We start from the raw sequence: 21,046 nt of genomic DNA on the forward strand, positions 1-21,046 counted from the left end.
GCCCGCGGCGCCCCCGGCTCATGCCCGGAGATGAAGGAATCGAAACCGGCGAGTTACGGCTACTTTTGCATCCCCCCGCATAGTGTCTCACCCTCAAGCCCCTCCCACCCCGGGGCACCCCCATCCCCCTGAGGCCCCCGCCCCAGCGCGGACCCCAGGCACGAATTCCCGCTCCATCGGCATTTCCGAGGAGCGCCACCTCGGCCCCGCCGGGGTTTGAGCAGCACCACCCCAGCCCCTCTGGGGCTCCCGGACGGGCCGGGGGCACCGGACCGGCCCCGGCGCGGGGGCCGCCCTCAAGCCCCAGACGGGCTCAGGCCGCCCGGGCCCTAAAGCGCGGCCCCCAACAACGCCCCCAACCCAAAGGTGATCGCCGCCGCCAACCCCCCCAACCCCAGCTGCCTCACCCCACTGAACCACCAGCTCCTCGCCGTCACCCTCGCCACCAGCGCCCCGCACCCGAACAACCCCGCCAGCCCCACCCCCACCGCGGCCCACAGCTCCCCCACTCCCAGCAGATACGGCAGCAGCGGCAGCAGCGCCCCCAGCGCGAACGCCGCGAAGGACGACACCGCCGCCACCACCGGCGACGGAAGATCGTCCGGGTCGATCCCCAGCTCCTCCCGGGCATGGATCTCCAGCGCCTGCTCCGGGTCCCGGGAGAGCTGCATCGCCACCTCCCGCGCGAGCGCCGGCTCCACCCCGCGCGCCACGTACAGCGCCGCCAGCTCCTCCATCTCGTCCACCGGGTGCTTGCGCAATTCGCGCCGCTCCACCTCCAGTTCCGCCTGGACCAGCTCCCGCTGGGAGGCGACCGAGGTGTACTCCCCCGCGGCCATCGAGAACGCCCCCGCCGCCAGCCCGGCCAGCCCCGTCACCACCACGACCCGGGTGGAGACCGCCCCGCCCGCGACCCCCGTCATCAGCGCCAGATTGGAGACGAGACCGTCCATCGCGCCGAAGACGGCGGGCCGCAGCCAGCCGCCGTTCACATCGCGGTGCGTGTGGTTGTCGCGGTGCGCCTCGTGCGTCGGCGCCGCGCTCTCGATGATGGACACGGTCAATCCCCTTCCCCGGCACAGAACGGACCGTTCCGTCCCACACCTTTCGAACAGTGTCGAAAATACGCACGAAGTAAGGGGCGCGCCAGCAAGGCAGGCCGTACTTACCTGACGTCGAGGGGGTGACAGAAACGATTCTCCGACTCGCACGGGGGCACCCGGGGCACAGATCCAGCAACCCGGATCGCGCGCGAGAGGCCCCACCCCATGGATCTGACCGCTGTGACCGCCCGCCACCCCGCCCCCCTCCGCCCCGCGCCCCCGGCCCCCCTCCCCCGCGCGCTCTCCGAACGGGCCCGGGGCGCCCTCCTCGGACTGGCGGTCGGCGACGCGCTGGGGGCGCCCGCCGAGAATCTGCGGCCCTCGGAGATCCGCCGCCGGTGGGGCAGGATCGAGGGCTTCGTCACCGACGACCCGGCCGGCACCGACGACACGGAGTACGCCATCTTCTCCGGCCTGCTCCTCGCCCGGCACGGCTCCGCTCTGACCGTCGCCCATGTGGAGCGGGCCTGGCACCACTGGATCGCCGATCTCGACGAGGGCCCCTTCCGGGGCGCGGGATTCAGCGAGCGCGGCACCCTGGAGAACCTCCGGCGCGGGCTCGCCGCCCCCATCTCGGCCCAGCACCGGCACGCCTGGAGCGACGGTCTGGCGATGCGGGCCGCCCCCTTCGGGGTCTTCGCGGCCGGACGGCCGCTGGAGGCGGCCCGGCTGGTGGCGATCGACGGCACGGTCAGCCACGACGGCGAGGGCATCTACGGCGGCCGGGCGGTGGCCGCGGGCGTCGCGGCGGCGATGGCGGGCGCGGGCCCCGCCGGGGTGATCGGCGCCGCGCTCTCGGTGATCCCGATGGACTCCTGGACGGCGCGGTCGCTGCGCCGGGGCGTGGTCACCGCCCAGCGCGACTACCCGGACACCCTGACGATGGAGCGGGCGGTCCGCTCCTCGGTGGTGATCGGCGGGTACCCCTGGACGGATCTCGCGCCGGAGGCCGTGGGCCTGGCGTTCGGCGCCTTCACGGCGGCGCGCGGCGACTTCCGCACCTCGGTGCTCACCGCCGTCAACATGGGCCGCGACGCCGACACCACGGCGGCGGTGGCGGGCGCGCTGGCCGGGGCGGTCTCCGGTGTCTCGGCGATTCCCGCCGCGTGGGCGGCGGCGATCGGCCCGGTGCGGGGGAGCTGTCTGCCGTCGATGCGCGGCCAGCATGTCCTGGACATCGCGGATCTGCTCTGTCCGGAGGACGGCCCGGAGGCGGCGTCATGACGAGCGCGACGCAGGCCTGGCCCGCGCCGGAACCACGGGAGCCGCTGCACCCCGGGCCCGCGGACACCACCCGCCCGCACCCGCCCCCGTCCGGCCCCGACACCGCCTCCTGCCCACACCTGCCCCCGGCCGGCCCCGACACCGCCTCCCGCCCGCACCTCACCCGGACCGGACCGGGCGACGCAGGCCGGGAGAGCGGACGGCGGGCGGCGCGGACCGCCCCGGGGCGCCCCGCCGGCGCGGTCGCCCGCCCCGTCGAGGGGCTGCTCCTCGGGCTGGCCGCCGGGGACGCCGCCGGCTGGCCCGCCGCCCGCCACCGCGCGGCCCGGATGCCCGAGTGGACCCGCCGGCTCACCCGGGAGCTGGACACCTTCGCCGAGCAGAACGCCACCACCACCCTCCCCGTCCCCATCGCCCTGAACCAGCCGCCCGAGCCGCTGCGGCTCGGACCGTCCGACGACGCGGAGTGGGCCGCCTTCACCGCCGAGACCGTCCTCGCCGCCTCCGGCCGGCTCTTCACCGCTCTCGCCCCCGCCCACCGGCTGCGCGCCGCCGTCGATCTCGCCTGGAACGCGCTGGCCGGCGAGGTCGCGGCGGCGGCGGCCCGGGCGCCCGAGGTGGAGTCGGCCGTCCTGCCGCTCCGGGCGCGGATCTCCGTGCGCGCGGGCCTCGGCAATCTGGCCACCGGGCTGCGCCCGCCCGCCACCGGCCACGACAATCCGCACTACTTCGACGACGCCGCCTGTGTACGGGCGGTGGTCCTGGCCACCGTCCACCCGGGCGACCCCGAATCGGCCGCCGCCCTGGCGGAGTTCGACGCCCGCTACACCCAGGACGGCGACGGGGTGCACGGCGCCCGCGCCATGGCCGCCGCCGTCTCGGCGGCCCTCGGGGGCGCGGCCGTCGACGACGCCGTGGACGCCGCGCTCGCCCAGCTCCCCGACACCACGGAGATCGGCCGCAACGGCCGGCACGCCGTCAGGCTCGCCCGGGAGGCCGCCGCGGCCTTCGATCTCGTACCGCTGCTGGAGCATCAGATCGTGGACCATGTCTACAGCTATGGCATCGCCGCGGCCGAGACGGTCCCGGTCGCCCTCGCCGTCGCGACGGCCGCGCGCGGACGGGTGTCGGAGGCGGTGCCCACCGCGGCCTGTCTCTCCCGGGTCGCCGACTCGGCCCCCGCGCTGGCCGGCGCGCTGACGGGGGCGCTCGGCGGCGGCGACACCATCCCGGCCGGCTGGCGTGCGGCCTGCCGCACCCTCGCGGGGTGCGCACTGCCCCGACTCGCGGGGACGGATCTGGTGAAACTCGCCGAGATGCTGGCAGACTCGGAACTGGCCGTCATGGGTGGACAATTCCGGCATGATGCTGACAGCACTCCCCACCACGGCACTCGATGACCGGATCACCGGCAGTCTGATCGGCGCCGCCGTCGGCGACGCGCTCGGCGGCCCGGTCGAGGGCTGGACCCCGGAGCAGATCACCGAACGCCACGGCGGCCGTGTCCAGGGCATCGTCGGCCCCTGGTACGGCGACGAGTGGCGCACCGCCCGCCCCATCGCCCCCTACCACAAGGGAGACGGGCACGTCACCGACGACACCCTGATGACCCACGCGCTGATCAGGGTGTACGCCACGGTCCGCGACCATCTCGACGCCTACGCGGTCGCCGACCACCTGGTGCCGGACCTGATGACCCGCCCGCGCTGGATTCCCGAGCTGGAGGCCGAGGCACTCCCCCTCCAGCGGATCTTCCTCGCCGAGAAGTGGCTGGTGGCCCGGCTCCACTACGGCCACCACGACCCGCGCGAGGCGGGCTCCGGCAACATCGTCAACTGCGGTGCCGCGATGTACACGGCCCCGGTCGGGCTGGTCAACGCGGCCAACCCCCGGGCCGCCTACGCCGAGGCCCTCGACATCGCGGGCGCCCACCAGTCCTCGTACGGACGGGAGGCGGCCGGGGTCCTCGCGGCGTCGGTCGCGGCGGCCTGCGCGCCGGGCGCCACGCCCGCGACCGTCCTGGACACGGCCCTCTCCCTCGCCAAGGACGGCACGCGCGCCGCCATCGAGGCCGTCGCCGGGGTCGCGGCCCGCCACACCGACCCCGAAGCCGCGCTCGCCCCGCTGCGGGCGGCCGTCGCCCCCTTCGACACCGTGGGACCCGACTACCGCAACCCCTCGCTGGCCGCCCGCCGCCCCTCCCGGGTGCACTCCATCGAGGAGCTGCCCATCGCCCTGGGCATGCTGCTGATCGCCGGGGGCGACTACCGCGGGACCGTGCTGGGCGCGGTCAACTACGGCCGCGACTGCGACTCCATCGCCACCATGGCGGGGGCCATCGCGGGCGCGCTCCACGGGGAGGCGGCGGTGCCCCCGGAGTGGGCCGGGGAGGTCGCCGGGGCCAGCCGGCTCGATCTGCACGCCCCCGCGCGCGAGCTGGCATCGGTGGCCCGGGAGGTCTTCGCGCGCGACCGGGAGCGCCACCGCGCCCACGAGGCCGCCTTCGGCCTGCTGACGGCGGACGGCCCCCGGTGACGGACGACGCGCTCAGGCTGACCTGGGTGCAGCCCGAGGACCTGCTCGGGCACGAGTTGCGGCAGGCGGCGGAGGACGGCCGGGACGCCGCCGGGATCGCCGCCGCCTGGCGCCGGGCGGGCGGGCATCGCCCGCCCGGCGCGGCGGGCGCCTCCCCCGCCCCCGCCCCTCCCGCCCTGCGGGCCCTCGCCCTCCGGCTGCTGGACGACCTGGCCGCCCTCCCCTCCCCGCTGACCGGGGACGAGCCGACCGCCCTCCCCGCCATCCGTGCCGTCTGCCCCGACTGGCCGGCCGCCCCCGCGCCGCGCGGGACCGCGCAGGACGGCCCCTCCCCCGACGCCCTGCACGCCGCCTGGCTCGGCCGGGCCGCGGGGTGCCTGCTCGGCAAGCCGGTGGAGAAGCTCCCGCTGGGCGCCATCCGCGCCCTCGCCCGCGCCACCGGGAACTGGCCGCTCACCACCTGGTTCACCGCCAAGGGCCTCCCCGGCGACCTCGCCCGCGCCCACCCCTGGAACCGGCGCTCCGCCCCCACCTCCCTCGCCGAGAACATCGACGGCATGCCCGAGGACGACGACCTCAACTACCCCCTGCTCAACCTCCTTCTGCTCCAGCGGTACGGACGCGGCTTCCGCACCACCGACGTGGCCCGCCTCTGGCTGGACGAACTCCCCGCGGGCCGCACCTTCACCGCCGAGCGCGTCGCCTACCGCAATCTCCTCTCCGGCGTCGAGCCCCCGCTCACCGCCCTCCACCACAACCCCTTCCGGGAGTGGATCGGCGCCGCCATCCGGGCCGATGTCCACGGCTGGACCCGTCCCGGCGACCCCGGCGGCGCCGCCGAGCAGGCCCACCGCGACGCGGCCCTCACCCACACCGCGAGCGGTGTCCACAGCGCGATGTTCATCGCCGCCACGATCGCCGCCGCGGCGGACGGCACCCACGATGTGCACGGCGCCCTGGCCACCGGTCTCACCGTCGTACCGCCCCGCTCCCGTCTCGCGCGGGCGGTCCGCTCCGGTATCGAACAGGCCCGCGCCGAACCCTCCTTCGACACGGTTGTGGACCGGTTGCACTCCCGCTGGGGCCACCACCACTGGGTGCACGCCGTGCCCAACGCGGCCCTGCTCGCCGCCGCCCTCACCCATGCCGATGGCGACTTCTCCGGCTCCATCTGCCGGGCCGTCTCCGGCGGCTGGGACACCGACTCCAACGGCGCCACCGCCGGGTCCGTCGCGGGGCTGCTCGCCGGAGACCCGAACGCCCTGCCCGAGCGCTGGACCACCCCGCTCAAGAACCGGCTCGCCACCTCCGTCCCCGGCTTCGACGGCATCGGCTTCGACACCCTCGCCCACCTCACCCACCAGGAGGCACACCGCACATGACCACCACCCCCCTTCAGGGCCTGCGGGTCCTGGATCTGGCCACCCTCTTCGCGGGGCCGCTCGCAGCCACGATGCTCGGCGACTTCGGCGCCGAGGTCATCAAGGTCGAGCACCCCGGCCGCCCCGACCCGTCCCGGGGCCACGGCCCCGCCCGGGACGGGGTGGGCCTCTGGTGGAAGCTGCTGGGCCGCAACAAGCGCGCCATCACCCTCGATCTCTCCTGTCCCGGCGGCCGGGACACCCTGCTGCGCCTGGCCGCCACCGCCGATGTGGTCATCGAGAACTTCCGCCCGGGCACCCTGGAGAAATGGGGGCTCGGCTGGCCGGAGCTGAGCGCCGCCGCCCCCGGTCTGGTGCTGACCCGGGTCACCGGCTTCGGCCAGTTCGGCCCCTACTCCCACCGCCCCGGCTTCGGCACCCTCGCCGAGGCCATGAGCGGCTTCGCCGCCGTCACGGGCGAGCCCGACGGCCCGCCGACCCTCCCTCCCTTCGGACTCGCCGACTCGATCGCCGCCCTCGCCACCTCCTACGCCGTGATGACCGCGCTGGCCGCCCGGGCGGTCACCGGGCGGGGCCAGGTGGTGGACATGGCGATCATCGAACCGATCCTGACCGTGCTGGGCCCCCAGCCGCTCTGGTACGACCAGTTGGGGTACGTACAGCCCCGTACCGGCAACCGCTCCCGCAACAACGCGCCCCGCAACACCTACCGCACCCGGGACGGACAGTGGCTGGCCGTCTCCACCTCGGCCCAGTCCGTCGCCGAACGGCTGATGCGGCTGGTGGGCCGCCCCGAACTCACCGAGGAGCCCTGGTTCGCCACCGGCGCCGGGCGGGCCGGCCACGCGGACGAGCTGGACGAGGCGGTCGGCGGCTGGATCGCCCGGCGCGGCCGGAGCGAGGTCCTCGCCGCCTTCGAGAAGGCGGAGGCGGCCGTCGCCCCCGTCTACGACATCCGCGATGTCATGGACGATCCGCAGTACCAGGCGCTGGGGACCATCACCGAGGTGCCCGACCCGGAACTGGGCACCATCCGTATGCAGAACGTCCTCTTCCGGCTCTCCGAGACGCCCGGGGCCATCCGCTGGGCCGGGCGCCCGCACGGCGCCGACACCGAGACGGTCCTCACCGAACTCGGCCTCACCGGGGCCGATATCGCCGAACTCCGCGGCCAGGGCGCCCTGTGACCCTCCCCCTCACCTATCTCTACGCCCCGGGCGACCGCCCCCGGACCGTGCTCAAGGCGCTCGCCTCCGGCGCCGATGTGGTGATCGTCGACCTGGAGGACGCGGTCGCCCCCGACCGGAGGAAATACGCCCTCGCCGCCACGGCCGAACTCCTCACGGCCCCCCAGCCACGGCCCGTCCATGTCCGCATCAACTCCCCCCAGGACATCGCGACACTGACCGGACTTCCCGGCCTCGGCGCGCTCCGTGTTCCCAAGGTCGCACACGCCACTGACATCCACCGGATCGCGGAGCTGGCCCCCGGCGTCCCGCTCCACCCGCTGCTGGAGTCCGCCCTCGCCATCGAGCACGCCTACGCCATCGCCGGCGCGCACCCCGCCGTCCACGCCATCTCCATCGGGGAGGCGGACCTCCGCGCCGACCTGGGCGTACGGGAGGACTCCGCGCTCGACTGGCCGCGCGCCCGGGTCGTGGTCGCCGCCCGCGCGGCCGGGCTCGCGCCACCGGTCCAGTCCGTCTTCCCCGACATCCGGGACATGGAGGCGCTGCGCACGTCCTGCGTCCGCGGCCGGTCGCTGGGCTTCGTGGGCCGGGCCGCGATCCATCCGCGCCAGCTCCCGGTCATCGAGCGGGTCTTCCGGCCCGCGCCGGAGGAGATCGAGGCCGCCGAGGAGATCATCGGGGCCGCCGCGACGGGCGGGGCGGCGTTCGCCCTCCCGGACGGCCGTTTCGTGGACGCGGCGATCGTGGCGGCGGCCCGGCGCACCCTCTCCGCCGCCCGCCGGGAGTCGCCCGGCCGGCCGGGCTCCCTCGGGGAGGCGCCCGGCTAGGGAGTTTCTTTCGGATCAGGCCGGATCGGTGAGCGGGGTCCGGTGCCGTGGACCGCGAGGCGGAGGAGGGAGCCCACGCGGAGCACCGGCGACGGACGGCAACCGACACCGCGGCGGCGCGCGGTGCCGGGGCTCGCGAGCCCGGCACGATCCGAAAGAGACGGCCTAGTCCGCCGCCCGCCGGGAGGTGTCCGGCCGGCCCGGCGCCCCGGTCCACGGGTCGCCGACGCGGCGGAGCCGCTCCAGCGGGTACGGGGTCGATCTGCTCTCCTCGCGGAATCCGCGGAAGAAGCCGGACAGCACGGCGGCGCGCGGCGCGTGGCGGGTGAGGATCGCCCCCACCTCCTCGGGGACCCCGGTGGGCCGCTCGCCTCCGGCACAGCGGCGTATCCGCGCCTCGCGCTCCTCCCGTCCGTCCCCGTACACGGCGGTCGCCAGCCAGTTCACCAGGTGGTTCGCCGTGTAGTCGCGGTCGTAGCTCTCATGGCGCCCGAAGAAGTCCCGCTCATCGGGGGACAGCGCGAAGCGGGAGGAGAGCGCCAGGCCGTAGTCCGTGAAGAAGAGGCGCCGGCCGTCGGTCAGGATGTTCTGGAAGTGCGCGTCGAAGTGCAGCAGTCCGCGGCTGTTCATGAACGAGGTACCGGCCCGCAGCTCCCGCTCCACCATGGCGCAGGCCGCCGCGGCGGTGCCGCCGCCCGCTTCGACGCGGTCCCCCAGCCACTGGTGCAGATCCCGGGGAATGTACTCCAGGAACAGCGCGACGCTCGCCGACGCCTCCCGGAGCGCCTCGATCCGGTGGCGCACCCGCGGGCCGCCGCCCCAGTAGGCGACGGCCCGCTCGATATCGGCCAGCTCGTCGGGCAGGGGCGCCGCGCCGGGGACCACCCGCCAGTGGTACATCAGGGGGAAACCCTCGTACTCCCCCGCGAGCACCCACTCCGTCGTCATGATGTGCGCGGCGAGTTCACGCCAGACCCCGAAGCCGGGTCCGCCGATGGCGCCGATGCCGTAGTGGCAGAAGACGGGCAGTCCGAAGAGGTTCGCCGTGGACCGGAGGTGTTCCGGTCCGCGCTCCACATCGGTCAGGGGGACGCGCTTCACGAAGACCGGTGTGCCGGCGATCTCCAGCAGCGCCGATGTCCCGCCGATGCCGGAGCCGATCGGCTCCGCCGTGTCGAGCAGTTCGGCCAGGGCCGTGTCACCGTACCGGGCGAGGGCGGCGGAGACGGCGACATGGGCGGCCCGCCGGGCGCCGCTGGGCGGAGCGGGATCGTTCAACTGCCGCCTCCACAGGGGCGATGCGCACGGAACGGGGGCCGGGCGGCCCCGCCACGGGACCCTGTGCGGAGTCCCGGAAACGGCCGTGGGCCGCCGGGTATCCAGGGATACCCGGCGGCCCACGGCACGGCGCGGACGTGCCGGCCGGTGTCAGACCTTCTTGGCCGCGGCCGGACCACCGGAGCCGGAGCCGGAGCCGGAACCACTGCCACTGCCACTGCCCGCGCCGGAGGAGCCGGAAGAGCCGGGAGAGGCGGAGGAGCCGTCCGCGGCCTTCGTCCCCCCGGAACCGTCCGACGCGTCCTCGTCGGAACCGTCGGAACCATCGGAAACGTCAGAACCGTCGGAAAGGTCAGAACCGTCGGCGGAGACAGCGCCCGTGCCCTCGGGCTCCACGATCTCCTCCCGGCCCGGCCGCAGCCGCGCCGAGATGACCATGTACACCACCGCCAGGACGAAGACGACGATCGAGGTCCACACATTGAGCCGCAGCCCCAGCACCTCGTGCGCCTCGTCGACCCGCATGTACTCGATCCAGCCGCGCCCCGCGCAGTAACCGGCGACATAGAGGGCGAACGCCCTGCCGTGGCCCAGCCGGAAACGGCGGTCCGCCCAGATCACCAGGACCGCGACCCCGACGCACCACAGGGACTCGTACAGGAAGGTCGGGTGGTAGAGCCCCGCCTCGCGGTTCGGCCCCTCGCTGATCTTCAGAGCCCAGGGCAGATCCGTCGGCTTCCCGTAGAGCTCCTGGTTGAACCAGTTCCCCCAGCGGCCGATCGCCTGGGCGAAGGCGATGGCGGGCGCGAGGGCGTCGGCCCAGGCGGGCAGGGGGATGCCCCGGCGGCGACAGCCGATCCAGGCGCCGACGGCGCCGAAGGAGATCGCTCCCCAGATCCCGAGGCCGCCCTCCCAGATCTTGAAGGCGTCAACCCAGTTCTCACCCTCGCTGAAGTACAGCTGGTAGTCGGTGATCACGTGGTAGAGCCGGCCGCCGACAAGTCCGAAGGGCACCGCCCAGACGGCGATGTCGGCCACGGTGCCGGCCTTGCCGCCCCGGGCGATCCACCGCTTGTTGCCGTACCAGACGGCGACGAAGACGCCGATGATGATGCAGAGCGCGTAGCCGCGGAGCGGAAGCGGTCCGAGATGGATCGCCCCGCTCGACGGGCTGGGAATGTAGGCAAGTTCCATGGCAGGTCCGACGCTACCCTGCCGCACCGCGACCGGGACAACCCGCCCGGGCAACGTCTGCATAACGGGGCCCGGCGGCGGGCGGGTGTCCGGGCCGCCCGCCGCCGGGCCCCGGCGGGCTCAGGGAGCGGTCGCGCCCGGTGCCGGCGCGGCGGGCGGCGGCGCCATGGCGGGCGACGCGGGGGCCGGCGACGCGGAGGCGGGCGCCGAGGAGGCCGGCGGGGCGGGCGTCCGGCTCCCCGGCCGCTTGCCCTTGTTGGCCTCGGTGACCCACCTGCGGAGATTGGCCACGGAGATCTGCTCCCCCGCCTTGTCCGGGAAGACCGACTCGCCGTTGAGCAGCACGGTCGGCGTGCCCCGGAAGCCGCCCTCCGAGAAGGCCGTGTTCGACTTCCGGACCCAGGAGTCGTGCGCGCCGTCCTCCACACAGCCGCGGAAGGCGGGGGTGTCCAGGCCGTCGACCTTGCCCGCCAGCTCGATCAGCCGGCTGTTCTTCCCGAAGGCGTCGTCCGGCTCCGGCGGCTGGTTCTGGAAGAGGACATCGTGGTACGGGGCGAACTTGCCGGCGTCCTGGGCGCAGGCCGCCGCGTTGGCCGCGCGCAGGGAGCCGCTGCCGCCCATGTTCCCGTCGATGATCGTGGCGAGGTTGTACTCGACCTTCAGCTGACCGGACTTCTCCAGGTCGTGGATGGTGTCCCGGAAGACGTTCTCGAACTGGGCGCAGACCGGGCAGCGGAAGTCCTCCCACACCGTGAGCGTGGACGGGGCGTCGCTCGCGCCGACCGGGATGGCCAGTTGGTCCTTGCCCTCCGCGCCGGCGGGGGCCAGCAGCGGACCGCTCCCGGTGCCGCTGTCCTTGCCGCTGTCGGTGTTGGCGGCGATCACCCCGATCACGGCCGCGAGACCGAGGACGGCCACCACCGCGGCGGAGACGATCAGTGTCCGCCGCCGTCTGTCCCGGGCCTTCTCCCGCTCGCGTTCCTGCTGGAGCCGCTCGCGCGCGGACCCTTTCCGTACCTGATTGTTGTCGCTCACATCCCGCAAACGAACCGGGGAGGCGCCAACGCGCCTCCCCGGTCCGGAACCACCCGTACGAGGGATCACGTACGAGCGCGCCGTCCTACGCGCCGGTGCGCCCCTGCCGCACGCCGTCGGCGAGTTCGGCGGCCAGCTGCCGTACGGCCGCCAGTCCCGTGGCCTCGTCCGGGGCGTCCAGCAGCCGCTGGACGAAGGCGGAGCCGACGATCACTCCGTCGGCGAAGGCGGCGACCTCGGCCGCCTGCCGGGCGTTGGAGACGCCGAGGCCCACGCAGACCGGGAGATCGGTGGCGGCGCGGGTGCGCTCGGTCAGGTCCTGCGCCTGGGCCCCCACCGAGGCGCGGGTGCCGGTGACCCCCATCAGCGAGGCCGCGTAGACGAAGCCGGAGCCGGCCGCCGCGATCGTGGCGATCCGCTCGTTCCTGCTGCTCGGCGCGACGACGAAGACGGTGGCCAGGGAGTGCTTCTCGGCGTGCTCGCGCCACACCCCGGACTCCTCGACCGGCAGATCGGGCAGGATGCAGCCGGCGCCGCCCGCCTCGGCCAGCTCGGCAGTGAAGCGTTCGACGCCGTAGCGGTCGATGGGGTTCCAGTACGTCATCACCAGGACCGGCTTGCCGGTGGCGGCGTGGGCCTCGCGGACCGTGCGCATCACATCGGCGATCTTGACTCCGCCGCGCAGGGCGATGTCGTCGGCGGTCTGGATGACCGGCCCGTCCAGGACGGGGTCGCTGTGCGGCAGCCCCACCTCGACGATGTCGGCGCCGCCCGCCAGTACGGCCTTGACCGCCTCGATGCCGCCGTCGACCGTCGGGAAGCCGGCCGGCAGATAGGCGATGAGCGCGGCCCGGTCCTCCGCCTTCGCCGCCGCGAGCGCCTCGCCCAGCAGCTGTACCTGTCCGCTCACTTCGCTTCCTCCCCGTCGTACAGCCCGAAGTAGCGGGCGGCGGTGTCCATGTCCTTGTCGCCGCGGCCGGAGAGGTTGACCAGGAGCAGCCCCTCCGGGCCCAGCTCGCGGCCGACCTCCAGGGCGCCGGCCAGCGCGTGCGCGGACTCGATCGCCGGGATGACGCCCTCGGTGCGGGAGAGCAGCCGCAGCGCGCTCATCGCCTCGTCGTCGGTGACGGCGCGGTACTCGCCCCGGCCGCTGTCCTTGAGGTAGGAGTGCTCGGGGCCGATGCCCGGGTAGTCGAGTCCGGCGGAGATCGAGTAGGGCTCGGTGATCTGGCCCTCCTCGTCCTGGAGGACGTACGACCGCGAACCGTGCAGGATGCCGGGCTCGCCCATGGTGAGGGTGGCGGCGTGCTCGCCGGTCTCGATGCCGTGGCCGGCGGGCTCGAAGCCGATGAGCCGGACCCCGCTGTCGGGGATGAAGGCGTGGAAGAGCCCGATGGCGTTGGAGCCGCCGCCGACGCAGGCGAGGGCGGCGTCCGGCAGGCGGCCGGCGCGCTCCAGGATCTGGCGGCGGGCCTCGACGCCGATCACCCGGTGGAAGTCGCGCACCATGGCCGGGAAGGGGTGCGGTCCGGCGACCGTGCCGAAGAGGTAGTGGGTGTGGTCGACATTGGCGACCCAGTCGCGGAACGCCTCGTTGATGGCGTCCTTGAGGGTCCTGCTGCCGGACTTCACCGCGATGACCTCGGCGCCGAGGATGCGCATCCGGGCGACGTTGAGCGCCTGGCGCTCGGTGTCGATCTCGCCCATGTAGATGGTGCAGTCCAGGCCGAAGAGGGCGCAGGCGGTGGCGGTGGCCACGCCGTGCTGTCCGGCTCCGGTCTCGGCGATGACCCGGGTCTTGCCCATGCGCCGGGTGAGCAGCGCCTGGCCCAGCACATTGTTGATCTTGTGCGAGCCGGTGTGGTTGAGGTCCTCCCGCTTGAGGAAGATCCGGGCGCCGCCCGCGTGCTCGGCGAACCGGGGCACCTCGGTGAGGGCGCTGGGCCTGCCGGTGTAGTTGACCAGCAGGCTGTTCAGCTCGGCGGTGAAGGCGGGGTCCGCCTTGGCCTTGTCGTACTCGACGGCGACCTCGTCGACGGCGGCGACGAGCGCCTCGGGGATGAACTTGCCCCCGAAGTCGCCGAAGTAGCCGGTCGCGCTGGGGATGCGGCCGTCGGGGTCGGGAATGAAGAAGTCGGAAGACATCCGGCGTACTCCTCGGTCGGGGCGCGGGGCCCCTGAAGTCTGGTGTGGCTCGGGACGGGCGGTGTGCGCGGTCACCGGGGCCCGTGTTCCCGCGGCCGGGCCCGTGGCACGGGGGAACGGCTCCGGGCGCGGCCGTGGGGCGGCGGCGGAGCTGGTCCTCGTACGCGGGTGGAAGAGCCGGGGGATCACCGGTGCGGGCCCGCCGGGGAGCACTCCCCGGGCGGAGCGGGCGTCAGTGGTGCGCGGGCTCGGCGCGCCATCGCATGCCGTTGACCTGCCCCGGCTCCGAGCCGATCACATACCGGACCCGGCGGCCGTGCACGCGCCGGGCCGGGGCGCGGCAGCCGCGGGGGCGGCAGCCGCGCGCCAGGCGGGCGTAGGCGTGGCCGGGGACCGGCGGCGGTCGGCGGGGCGGGTGCACGGGGAGCGTCAGCTCCGTCCGTGGCGCAGGGCCGGGTGGGCGCCGGCGGCGACGAGGTCGGCGACGGCCGCCTTGGGGTCGCGCCCGGTGACCAGGGACTCCCCGACGAGCACGGCGTCGGCGCCCGCGTTGGCGTAGGCGATCAGGTCGTGCGGGCCGCGCACCCCGGACTCGGCGACCTTCACGATGTGGGCCGGGATGTCCTCCGCGACCCGCTCGAAGGTGGAGCGGTCGACCTTGAGGGTCTTGAGGTCGCGGGCGTTGACGCCGATGATGCGGGCGCCGGCCGCCACCGCGCGCTCGGTCTCCTCCTCGTCGTGGACCTCGACCAGCGGGGTGAGGCCGATCGACTCGGCGCGCTCGATCAGCGAGACCAGGGCCTCCTGCTCCAGCGCGGCGACGATCAGCAGCACCAGGTCGGCGCCGTGGGCACGGGCCTCCCAGAGCTGGTAGGCGGTGACGATGAAGTCCTTGCGCAGGACCGGGATGTCGACCTTGGCCCGGACGGCCTCCAGGTCGGCGAGCGAGCCGCCGAAGCGGCGCTGCTCGGTCAGGACGGAGATGACGGCCGCGCCGCCCTCCTGGTAGTCCGCGGCGAGTCCGGCCGGGTCGGCGATGGCGGCGAGCGCGCCCTTCGACGGGCTGGAGCGCTTCACCTCGCAGATGACCTGGACACCCTCGCCGCGCAGCGCGGCGGCGCCGTCCCGGGCCGCGGGGGCCTTGGCGGCACGCTCCTTGAGCTCGTCGAGGCTGACGCGCGCCTGCCGTTCCGCGAGGTCGGCGCGTACGCCTTCGATGATCTCGTCGAGCACACTCACCCGAGCGGCCCCCTTCCGGAACGTTGATGGTTGAGGTTCAGCCACTGCCGATGGTATCCGCAGCGGGGCTCCGGCCTCGCATCCGGCCGCCGGCCGTCCCACGTGATGGGACTCCGGGAGGCCCGGCGCGGGGCCTCAGGGGGCCAGCGCGGAGCCGAACGGAAGATTCCGCACCACGCTGAAGAGCAGGACGGCGCCGCCGAGCGACCACCACCACACGGGTGCGGCACGGAGTCTCAGAGGGCGGGACCGGACGGCGAGAATCAGCCAGGCCAGCCAGATGACGGCGAAGGCGAGAGCGCCGGCCACGGCGACCGCGTTGGACCCGAGAGCCGTGGCCAGGTCGCCGTTGACCATGGCGTGGGCGCTGCGCAGACCGCCGCAGCCCGGGCAGTACAGACCGGTGACGCCGAGCAGCGGACAGACCGGATAGTGGCCGGGTTCATTGGGGTCGACCGCGCCCACGTACGCGAAGGCCCCGGCCACCGCCGCGAGGGTGGCCAGGGGCGCGACGAGCCGGCGGGCGAGCGGGGCGGGTCCGGGCCGCCGCCCGGGGGCGGCGGAGGAGGTCATGGCGTCCACCCCGTGATTGTCGCCGGGGACGCGGGCGGGCGCAGCCCGGCGGTGCCGGTCCGCGCCGCGCGCCGCGGGTCGTCCCGGGCCGTCAGAGAGCGGGGCGGGCGTGGGCGCGCGCCGCCTCGGTGGCCCGCTCCCGGGCCTCCAGCTGCTCCGCGGACTTCTTCGGGCTCCCGAGACCGGCGGCCTTCATCGCCAGGCCGACGGCACCGCCGACGAAGACGAGCGCGATGCCGCCCCAGAAGCCGAGCGGGTTGGCGGCGACCATGAAGACGCCGGCGACGCAGAAGCCGACGAAGGCGATGACGACACCGGTCCAGGCGGCCGGGGTGTGTCCGTGGGCGGAGGCCGACATGAATTGCTCCTCGTTGCTGATGTCTGTGGTGAGCCCGGTGCAGGTGCTCGGGAGTGAGCCCGGCGCCGTGCCGGTGAGCCCTGGTACGGGAATCCGCCGGGCTCGTCACTCATTGTTCCGCACGCGGTGCGTCCGTACGCGTCCGGGGGCCGGGAGCGGGGCCGGATGGCCCGGACGGCCGGGGGCCGGGCGGCGGGGGCCCGGGTGCCGGCGGGCCGGGTGTCAGCGGGTGGGGTCCTCGCCGCGGTCCAGAGCCTTCCACAGGTCCTCGGGGCGGTCGGGGTCGGCGGAAGCGGGCGCGGTGCGGGCCCGGGGCGCTCCCTCGCGCTCGTACCGCCCCGACATGGCGGGCCACCGGGCGCCGTAGCGGAGCGCGAGCAGCCCGGCGGCGAGGATCAGCAGCGCGCCGGCCATGCTCACCCAGGGCCAGGCCGTATGGGTGAGGGCGTCGGCGGTGGCGGCGGAGTCGCCGACGGCCTCGGCCGCCTTGGCGTCGAGGGCCGTGGAGTCGGTGGCGCCGAGGAAGGCGGCGAGCGCGGCGCCGGCGCCGCTCAGGGCGAGCAGCGCCGAGACGAGGAGCCGGCCGGAGCGGCGGACCGCGAAGACGGCGACGAGCGCGGCCAGGCCGACGACGGCGAGAGCGGTGGGGACGCCGGTGACCTCGCTGCCGCCGGCCTCCAGCGGCAGCGGGGTGCCTGCGGCCTCGGCGGTGCCCTCGGCCCAGGTCTGTCCCGAGGTGAGCAGGACGACGGCGGCGCCGGCGGCGCCGAGGAGCAGGGCGGCGGCGAGGCTCCGGCGGCCGCTCCGGGCGGCCGGGGCGGCTGTGGAGGCGGTACGGGGCTGGGGTACGGGAACAGCACTCACCCGACCCACTATCCCCTACGCCGTTCCGGAACCGGGGGGCGGCCGGAGGCTACCGGCCGGTACCGCCGTTCAGACGGTTGGCGGTGTGGACGGCGCGGAGCACGGCGGCGGCCTTGTTCCGGCACTCGGTGTCCTCGGCGACCGGGTCGGAGTCGGCGACGACACCCGCTCCGGCCTGGACGTACGCGGTGCCGTCGCGCAGCAGCGCGGTGCGGATGGCGATCGCGGTGTCGGAGTCGCCGGCGAAGTCGAGATAGCCGACACAGCCGCCGTACAGCCCGCGCCGGGAGGGCTCCAGCTCGTCGATGATCTGCATGGCGCGGGGCTTGGGCGCGCCGGAGAGGGTGCCGGCCGGGAAGCAGGCGGTGAGCACGTCGAAGGCGGTACGGCCCTCGGCGACCTCGCCGGTCACCGTCGAGACGATGTGCATCACATGGCTGTACCGCTCGATGGACATGAAGTCGACGACCTCGACGCTGCCGGGGCGGCAGACCCGGCCCAGGTCGTTGCGGCCGAGGTCGACCAGCATCAGATGCTCGGCGCGCTCCTTGGGGTCGGCCATCAGCTCGTCGGCGAGGGCCTGGTCCTCCTGCGGGGTGGCGCCGCGCGGGCGGGTGCCGGCGATGGGGTGGACCATGGCGTGCCCGTCCTCGACCTTGACCAGGGCCTCGGGGCTGGAGCCGACGACATCGAAGCCGTCGAAGCGGAAGAGGTACATGTACGGGCTGGGGTTGGTGGCCCGCAGCACCCGGTAGACGTCGAGAGCGCTCGCCGCGCACTCCGTCTCGAACCGCTGGGAGGGCACGACCTGGAAGGCCTCCCCGGCCCGGATGCGCTCCTTGATGTCCTCGACGGCCTCCTGGTACTGCTCGCCGCCCCACTCCGCGGAGAACGCGGGCAGCTCGGAGGGCGGCAGCACGGCCGGTACGGAGGCCAGCGGGCGGGCGAGGTCCCTCTCCATGGCGTCGAGCCGGGCGACGGCGTCCGCGTGGGCCTCGTCGACCCCGGTGTCGAGGTCGTTGTGGTTGATGGCGTTGGCGATCAGCACGACGGTGCCGTCCCAGTGGTCGAGCACCGCGAGATCGGAGGTGAGGAGCATGGTCAGCTCGGGCAGCCGCAGATCGTCCCGCTCGCCGGGGCCGATCCGCTCCAGCCTGCGGACGATGTCGTACCCCAGATAGCCGACCATGCCGCCGGTGAAGGGCGGCATGCCGGAGACCAGGTCGCGCGGGGTGTGCAGGGTCTCCACGGTGGCGCGCAGCGCGGCGAGCGGATCGCCGTCGGCGGGGACGCCCACGGGCGGGGTGCCGAGCCAGTGCGCCCGGCCGTCCCGCTCGGTGAGGGTGGCGGCGGAGCGCACACCCACGAAGGAGTAGCGGGACCAGGACCGCCCGTTCTCGGCCGACTCCAGCAGGAAGGTGCCGGGGCGCTCGGCCGCCAGTTTGCGGTAGAGCGCGACCGGGGTGTCTCCGTCGGCGAGGAGGCGGCGGCTGACGGGGATGACACGGCGGTCGGCGGCGAGCTTGCGGAAGGTCTCCAGGTCCATGGCGCCCGACCCTACTTTCCGAGCGGGAGCGCGCCCGCGTCGAAGCAGGTGCGGTCCCCGGTGTGACAGGCCGCGCCCACCTGGTCGACCTTGACCAGCAGGGTGTCGGCGTCGCAGTCGAGGGCGACGGACCTGACGTGCTGGACATGGCCGGAGGTGTCGCCCTTGACCCAGTACTCCCGGCGGCTGCGGGACCAGTAGGTGCAGCGGCCGGTGGTGAGGGTGCGGTGCAGGGCCTCGTCGTCCATCCAGCCCAGCATCAGCACCTCCCCGGTGTCGTACTGCTGGGCGATGGCGGGGACGAGCCCGTCGGGGTCGCGCTTGAGGCGGGCGGCGACGGCGGGGTCGAGGGAGCTGGCGGGGACACTGCTGGTCATGCGCTCCATTGTGCCGCGCCCCGGGGGTGGTCCGGGCCGCCGTCCACAGGCCGGACCCGGACGGGCACGGGCGGGCCGCCCGGCGGGGCGCGGACGGGTCACCGGGCCGCACCCGGGCGGGTCGCGGACGGGTCGCTGGGCGGACCGGGCCCGGTCGCCGTACCCTGGCCAGCATGTCGACCCATGCGAAGCGTGAACGGCTTCTGCTCGCGGATCTGTTGGAATCGGCCGGTCCGGACGCGCCGACCCTGTGCGGGGGCTGGCGCACCCGGGACCTCGCGGCCCATGTGGTGGTGCGCGAGCGCCGGGCCGACGCGGCCGGCGGCATCCTGTTCGGCGCCCTGCGCGGCAGGCTGGAGCGGGTGCAGTCGGAGTTCGCCGCGAAGCCGTACGAGGAGCTGATCCAGCTGATCCGCACGGGTCCGCCGCGCTTCTCCCCGTACAGCGTCAAGCAGGTGGACGAGGCCGCGAACACGGTGGAGTTCTTCGTCCACGCGGAGGATGTGCGGCGGGCCCAGCCCGACTGGACGCCGCGCCCGCTGGACCGGGTGTTCGAGGACGCGCTCTGGGCCCGGCTGGAGAAGGGTGCCCGGCTGCTTGGCCGGAAGTCACCCGTCGGACTGGTGCTGCGCCGCCCGGACGGGCAGACGGCGGTGGCGCACCGGGGCACCCCGGTGGTCACGGTGACCGGGGAACCGGGTGAGCTGACCGTCTTCGCCTTCGGCCGGCAGGACGCGGCCCAGGTGGATCTGGCGGGCGAGAAGGAAGCGGTCTCCCGGGTCCGGGACGCCCGCCTCGGCATCTCGTCCTGACCGAGGCGCCCGGGCTCCGGCCCGGCCCCGGGGGCGCACGGCATCCCCGCCCGGGCCCCGCCGTGCCGGAACCGACCGTGCCGGGCCGGCGCCGTGGGGTGATCACCAGCGCACGGGGATCGACCGCACCCCCCGGATCAGCATCCCGGACATCCAGTTCAGCTCCCGCTCGTCCACGGCCAGGGCCAGACCGGGGAAGCGCTCCAGCAGCGAGCGGATCGCGATCTTCCCCTCCATCCGGGCCAGGGGCGCGCCCAGGCAGTAGTGGAGGCCGTGGCCGAAGGCGATATGGCCCCGGGCGTCCCGGCGGATGTCGAAGCGGTCCGGCTCCGGGAAGCGCACCGGGTCGCGGTCGGCGTCGGCCATCGCGATGACGACGGGCGAGCCCGCGGGAATGGTGTCCCCGCCCAGCTCGATGTCCTCCAGGGCGAGCCGGAAGGTGGAGTTCTCCACCGGGCCGTCGTAGCGGAGCATCTCCTCGATCGCGCCGTCGAGCAGACCCGTGTCGGCGCGGAGGTCGGCGAGCTGATCGGGGTGGGCGAAGAGCCCGAGCATGCCGTTGCCGATCAGATTGACCGTGGTCTCGTGCCCGGCGACCAGGATCAGCAGGGACATCCCGATCAGCTCTTTGTGGGAGAGCCGGTCGCCGCCCTCGTCCACGGCGTGGATCAGGGCGCTGAGCATGTCGTCGCCCTGCCGCTCCCGCTTGGCGGCGATCAGCGCGACCAGATACTCCAGCAGCTCCGTGTAGGCCCGCCCCTCGTTCGCGGGGTTGGTGGGGGCGATGATCTCGTTGGACCAGACGCGGAAGCGGTCCCGGTCCAGTTCCGGCACGCCGAGCAGCTCGCAGATGACGATCATCGGCAGCGGGAAGGCGTAGGAGGCGATCAGATCGGCCTCGCGCCGCCCGTCCGCCTCCATCGCGTCGAGCAGTTCATCGGCGACCTGCTGGACCCGGGCGGCCATCGACTCGACCCGGCGGACGGTGAAGCCGCGGGCGACCAGCCGGCGCAGCCGGGTGTGGTCGGGCGGGTCGGCCATCAGCATATGGGCGTGGCCCGGGTGGTCGGGTCCCGCGCCGGAGATCAGCGAGATGTCCCCCGACCCCACCCAGTCGCGGCTCAGCCTCGGGTCGGTGAAGGCGGCACGGCACGCGTCGTGTCCGACGATCAGCCACAGCTCCAGACCTCTGGGGTTGCGCACCCGGTGGAGCGGGCCCTCGGCCCGCAGTTTGGCGTAGACCGGGTACGGGTCGCGCAGGAAATCCGGGCTGAGCTCCAGCAGATCGACAACGGGCCGGACCGCCATGGTGTTCCCCCAGAGGATAGACGGGTTGAACGGCACGCTAACCCGGCCCGCGGGGC

The 21,046-nt window shown here is 74.5% G+C and carries 21 protein-coding genes; 7 read left to right on the forward strand and 14 right to left on the reverse strand.

Annotated elements, in window-relative coordinates; all coding sequences use genetic code 11:
* Positions 1-329: 329 nt before the first annotated feature.
* Entirely contained in the window at positions 330-1,058 is a 729-nt protein-coding gene (locus ACWCRA_RS20045) for a VIT1/CCC1 transporter family protein (RefSeq protein WP_351544726.1), read from the reverse strand.
* A gap of 210 nt (positions 1,059-1,268) precedes the next feature.
* Between ACWCRA_RS20045 and ACWCRA_RS20050 the strand changes: the two genes are divergently transcribed.
* The 6 genes from ACWCRA_RS20050 (at position 1,269) to ACWCRA_RS20075 (ending at position 8,261) form a co-directional block, all read left to right on the forward strand.
* A complete protein-coding gene (locus ACWCRA_RS20050; protein WP_351544723.1) occupies positions 1,269-2,327 on the forward strand; it encodes an ADP-ribosylglycohydrolase family protein in 1,059 nt (352 codons plus the stop codon).
* A gap of 119 nt (positions 2,328-2,446) precedes the next feature.
* On the forward strand, positions 2,447-3,727 hold the full coding sequence (locus ACWCRA_RS20055; protein ID WP_451068225.1) for an ADP-ribosylglycohydrolase family protein: 1,281 nt from the start codon (positions 2,447-2,449) through the stop codon (positions 3,725-3,727).
* Positions 3,690-4,862 carry an ADP-ribosylglycohydrolase family protein gene (locus ACWCRA_RS20060; RefSeq protein WP_351544718.1) on the forward strand — a complete coding sequence of 391 codons (1,173 nt, stop codon included), beginning with the start codon at positions 3,690-3,692 and terminating at the stop codon, positions 4,860-4,862. Before ACWCRA_RS20055 ends, ACWCRA_RS20060 begins: the two co-directional genes overlap by 38 nt.
* The gene (locus ACWCRA_RS20065) at positions 4,859-6,244 is read left to right on the forward strand and encodes an ADP-ribosylglycohydrolase family protein (protein WP_451068195.1); all 1,386 of its coding nucleotides are present in this window, start codon (positions 4,859-4,861) and stop codon (positions 6,242-6,244) included. The genes ACWCRA_RS20060 and ACWCRA_RS20065 overlap by 4 nt, the downstream gene beginning before the upstream one ends.
* On the forward strand, positions 6,241-7,431 hold the full coding sequence (locus ACWCRA_RS20070; RefSeq protein WP_351544713.1) for a CaiB/BaiF CoA transferase family protein: 1,191 nt from the start codon (positions 6,241-6,243) through the stop codon (positions 7,429-7,431). The genes ACWCRA_RS20065 and ACWCRA_RS20070 overlap by 4 nt, the downstream gene beginning before the upstream one ends.
* Positions 7,428-8,261 carry an HpcH/HpaI aldolase/citrate lyase family protein gene (locus ACWCRA_RS20075; RefSeq protein WP_351544710.1) on the forward strand — a complete coding sequence of 278 codons (834 nt, stop codon included), beginning with the start codon at positions 7,428-7,430 and terminating at the stop codon, positions 8,259-8,261. Before ACWCRA_RS20070 ends, ACWCRA_RS20075 begins: the two co-directional genes overlap by 4 nt.
* Before the next feature lie 165 nt (positions 8,262-8,426).
* On the opposite strand, the gene ACWCRA_RS20080 is transcribed toward ACWCRA_RS20075, so the two are convergent.
* The 12 genes from ACWCRA_RS20080 to hisI all read right to left on the reverse strand — a co-directional run bounded on the left by ACWCRA_RS20080 (position 8,427) and on the right by hisI (position 18,879).
* Positions 8,427-9,539 carry a protein kinase family protein gene (locus ACWCRA_RS20080; RefSeq protein ID WP_451068196.1) on the reverse strand — a complete coding sequence of 371 codons (1,113 nt, stop codon included), beginning with the start codon at positions 9,537-9,539 and terminating at the stop codon, positions 8,427-8,429.
* Positions 9,540-9,689: 150 nt separating this feature from the next.
* The gene (lgt, locus tag ACWCRA_RS20085) at positions 9,690-10,733 is read right to left on the reverse strand and encodes a prolipoprotein diacylglyceryl transferase (RefSeq protein ID WP_451068197.1); all 1,044 of its coding nucleotides are present in this window, start codon (positions 10,731-10,733) and stop codon (positions 9,690-9,692) included.
* Between the two features lie 120 nt (positions 10,734-10,853).
* Complete coding sequence (locus ACWCRA_RS20090) at positions 10,854-11,768, reverse strand: DsbA family protein (protein WP_451068198.1); 915 nt, start codon at positions 11,766-11,768, stop codon at positions 10,854-10,856.
* An 85-nt stretch (positions 11,769-11,853) separates the two neighbouring features.
* Entirely contained in the window at positions 11,854-12,678 is an 825-nt protein-coding gene (gene trpA, locus ACWCRA_RS20095) for a tryptophan synthase subunit alpha (protein ID WP_351544698.1), read from the reverse strand.
* Entirely contained in the window at positions 12,675-13,913 is a 1,239-nt protein-coding gene (gene trpB / locus ACWCRA_RS20100) for a tryptophan synthase subunit beta (RefSeq protein WP_351544695.1), read from the reverse strand. The genes trpA and trpB overlap by 4 nt, the downstream gene beginning before the upstream one ends.
* Before the next feature lie 232 nt (positions 13,914-14,145).
* The gene (trpM, locus tag ACWCRA_RS20105; RefSeq protein WP_451068226.1) at positions 14,146-14,346 is read right to left on the reverse strand and encodes a tryptophan biosynthesis modulator TrpM; all 201 of its coding nucleotides are present in this window, start codon (positions 14,344-14,346) and stop codon (positions 14,146-14,148) included.
* The gene (trpC, locus tag ACWCRA_RS20110) at positions 14,343-15,152 is read right to left on the reverse strand and encodes an indole-3-glycerol phosphate synthase TrpC (RefSeq protein WP_351544689.1); all 810 of its coding nucleotides are present in this window, start codon (positions 15,150-15,152) and stop codon (positions 14,343-14,345) included. Before trpC ends, trpM begins: the two co-directional genes overlap by 4 nt.
* A 135-nt stretch (positions 15,153-15,287) precedes the next feature.
* Positions 15,288-15,725, reverse strand: a complete 438-nt coding sequence (locus ACWCRA_RS20115) for a DUF2752 domain-containing protein (protein ID WP_451068227.1) — start codon at positions 15,723-15,725, stop codon at positions 15,288-15,290.
* Positions 15,726-15,816: 91 nt separating this feature from the next.
* Positions 15,817-16,083, reverse strand: coding sequence for an HGxxPAAW family protein (locus ACWCRA_RS20120; protein WP_351544686.1), 267 nt, complete (start codon positions 16,081-16,083; stop codon positions 15,817-15,819).
* Between the two features lie 222 nt (positions 16,084-16,305).
* Complete coding sequence (locus ACWCRA_RS20125; protein WP_351544683.1) at positions 16,306-16,956, reverse strand: TIGR02234 family membrane protein; 651 nt, start codon at positions 16,954-16,956, stop codon at positions 16,306-16,308.
* Positions 16,957-16,996: 40 nt separating this feature from the next.
* Complete coding sequence (locus ACWCRA_RS20130; protein ID WP_451068199.1) at positions 16,997-18,493, reverse strand: anthranilate synthase component I; 1,497 nt, start codon at positions 18,491-18,493, stop codon at positions 16,997-16,999.
* A gap of 11 nt (positions 18,494-18,504) precedes the next feature.
* Positions 18,505-18,879 carry a phosphoribosyl-AMP cyclohydrolase gene (hisI, locus tag ACWCRA_RS20135; RefSeq protein ID WP_451068200.1) on the reverse strand — a complete coding sequence of 125 codons (375 nt, stop codon included), beginning with the start codon at positions 18,877-18,879 and terminating at the stop codon, positions 18,505-18,507.
* A gap of 164 nt (positions 18,880-19,043) precedes the next feature.
* Here hisI and ACWCRA_RS20140 point away from each other — a divergent pair, with 164 nt between their 5' ends.
* Positions 19,044-19,682: a TIGR03085 family metal-binding protein gene (locus ACWCRA_RS20140; RefSeq protein ID WP_451068201.1), complete on the forward strand. Its 639-nt coding sequence runs from the start codon at positions 19,044-19,046 to the stop codon at positions 19,680-19,682.
* A gap of 102 nt (positions 19,683-19,784) precedes the next feature.
* Here the strand turns inward: ACWCRA_RS20140 and ACWCRA_RS20145 are convergent, their stop codons facing one another.
* Positions 19,785-20,990 carry a cytochrome P450 family protein gene (locus tag ACWCRA_RS20145; protein WP_451068202.1) on the reverse strand — a complete coding sequence of 402 codons (1,206 nt, stop codon included), beginning with the start codon at positions 20,988-20,990 and terminating at the stop codon, positions 19,785-19,787.
* Positions 20,991-21,046: the final 56 nt, after the last annotated feature.

Source organism: Streptomyces sp. NPDC001889 (assembly GCF_053594535.1).

Coding starts and splice junctions, on each gene's coding strand:
- ACWCRA_RS20050 (WP_351544723.1), top strand. CDS start 1,269: ATGGATCTGACCGCTGTGACCGCCCGCCACCCCGCCCCCCTCCGCCCC.
- ACWCRA_RS20060 (WP_351544718.1), top strand. CDS start 3,690: ATGATGCTGACAGCACTCCCCACCACGGCACTCGATGACCGGATCACC.
- ACWCRA_RS20070 (WP_351544713.1), top strand. CDS start 6,241: ATGACCACCACCCCCCTTCAGGGCCTGCGGGTCCTGGATCTGGCCACC.
- lgt (WP_451068197.1), bottom strand. CDS start 10,733: ATGGAACTTGCCTACATTCCCAGCCCGTCGAGCGGGGCGATCCATCTC.
- trpB (WP_351544695.1), bottom strand. CDS start 13,913: ATGTCTTCCGACTTCTTCATTCCCGACCCCGACGGCCGCATCCCCAGC.
- ACWCRA_RS20115 (WP_451068227.1), bottom strand. CDS start 15,725: ATGACCTCCTCCGCCGCCCCCGGGCGGCGGCCCGGACCCGCCCCGCTC.
- ACWCRA_RS20120 (WP_351544686.1), bottom strand. CDS start 16,083: ATGTCGGCCTCCGCCCACGGACACACCCCGGCCGCCTGGACCGGTGTC.
- ACWCRA_RS20130 (WP_451068199.1), bottom strand. CDS start 18,493: ATGGACCTGGAGACCTTCCGCAAGCTCGCCGCCGACCGCCGTGTCATC.
- hisI (WP_451068200.1), bottom strand. CDS start 18,879: ATGGAGCGCATGACCAGCAGTGTCCCCGCCAGCTCCCTCGACCCCGCC.
- ACWCRA_RS20140 (WP_451068201.1), top strand. CDS start 19,044: ATGTCGACCCATGCGAAGCGTGAACGGCTTCTGCTCGCGGATCTGTTG.
- ACWCRA_RS20145 (WP_451068202.1), bottom strand. CDS start 20,990: ATGGCGGTCCGGCCCGTTGTCGATCTGCTGGAGCTCAGCCCGGATTTC.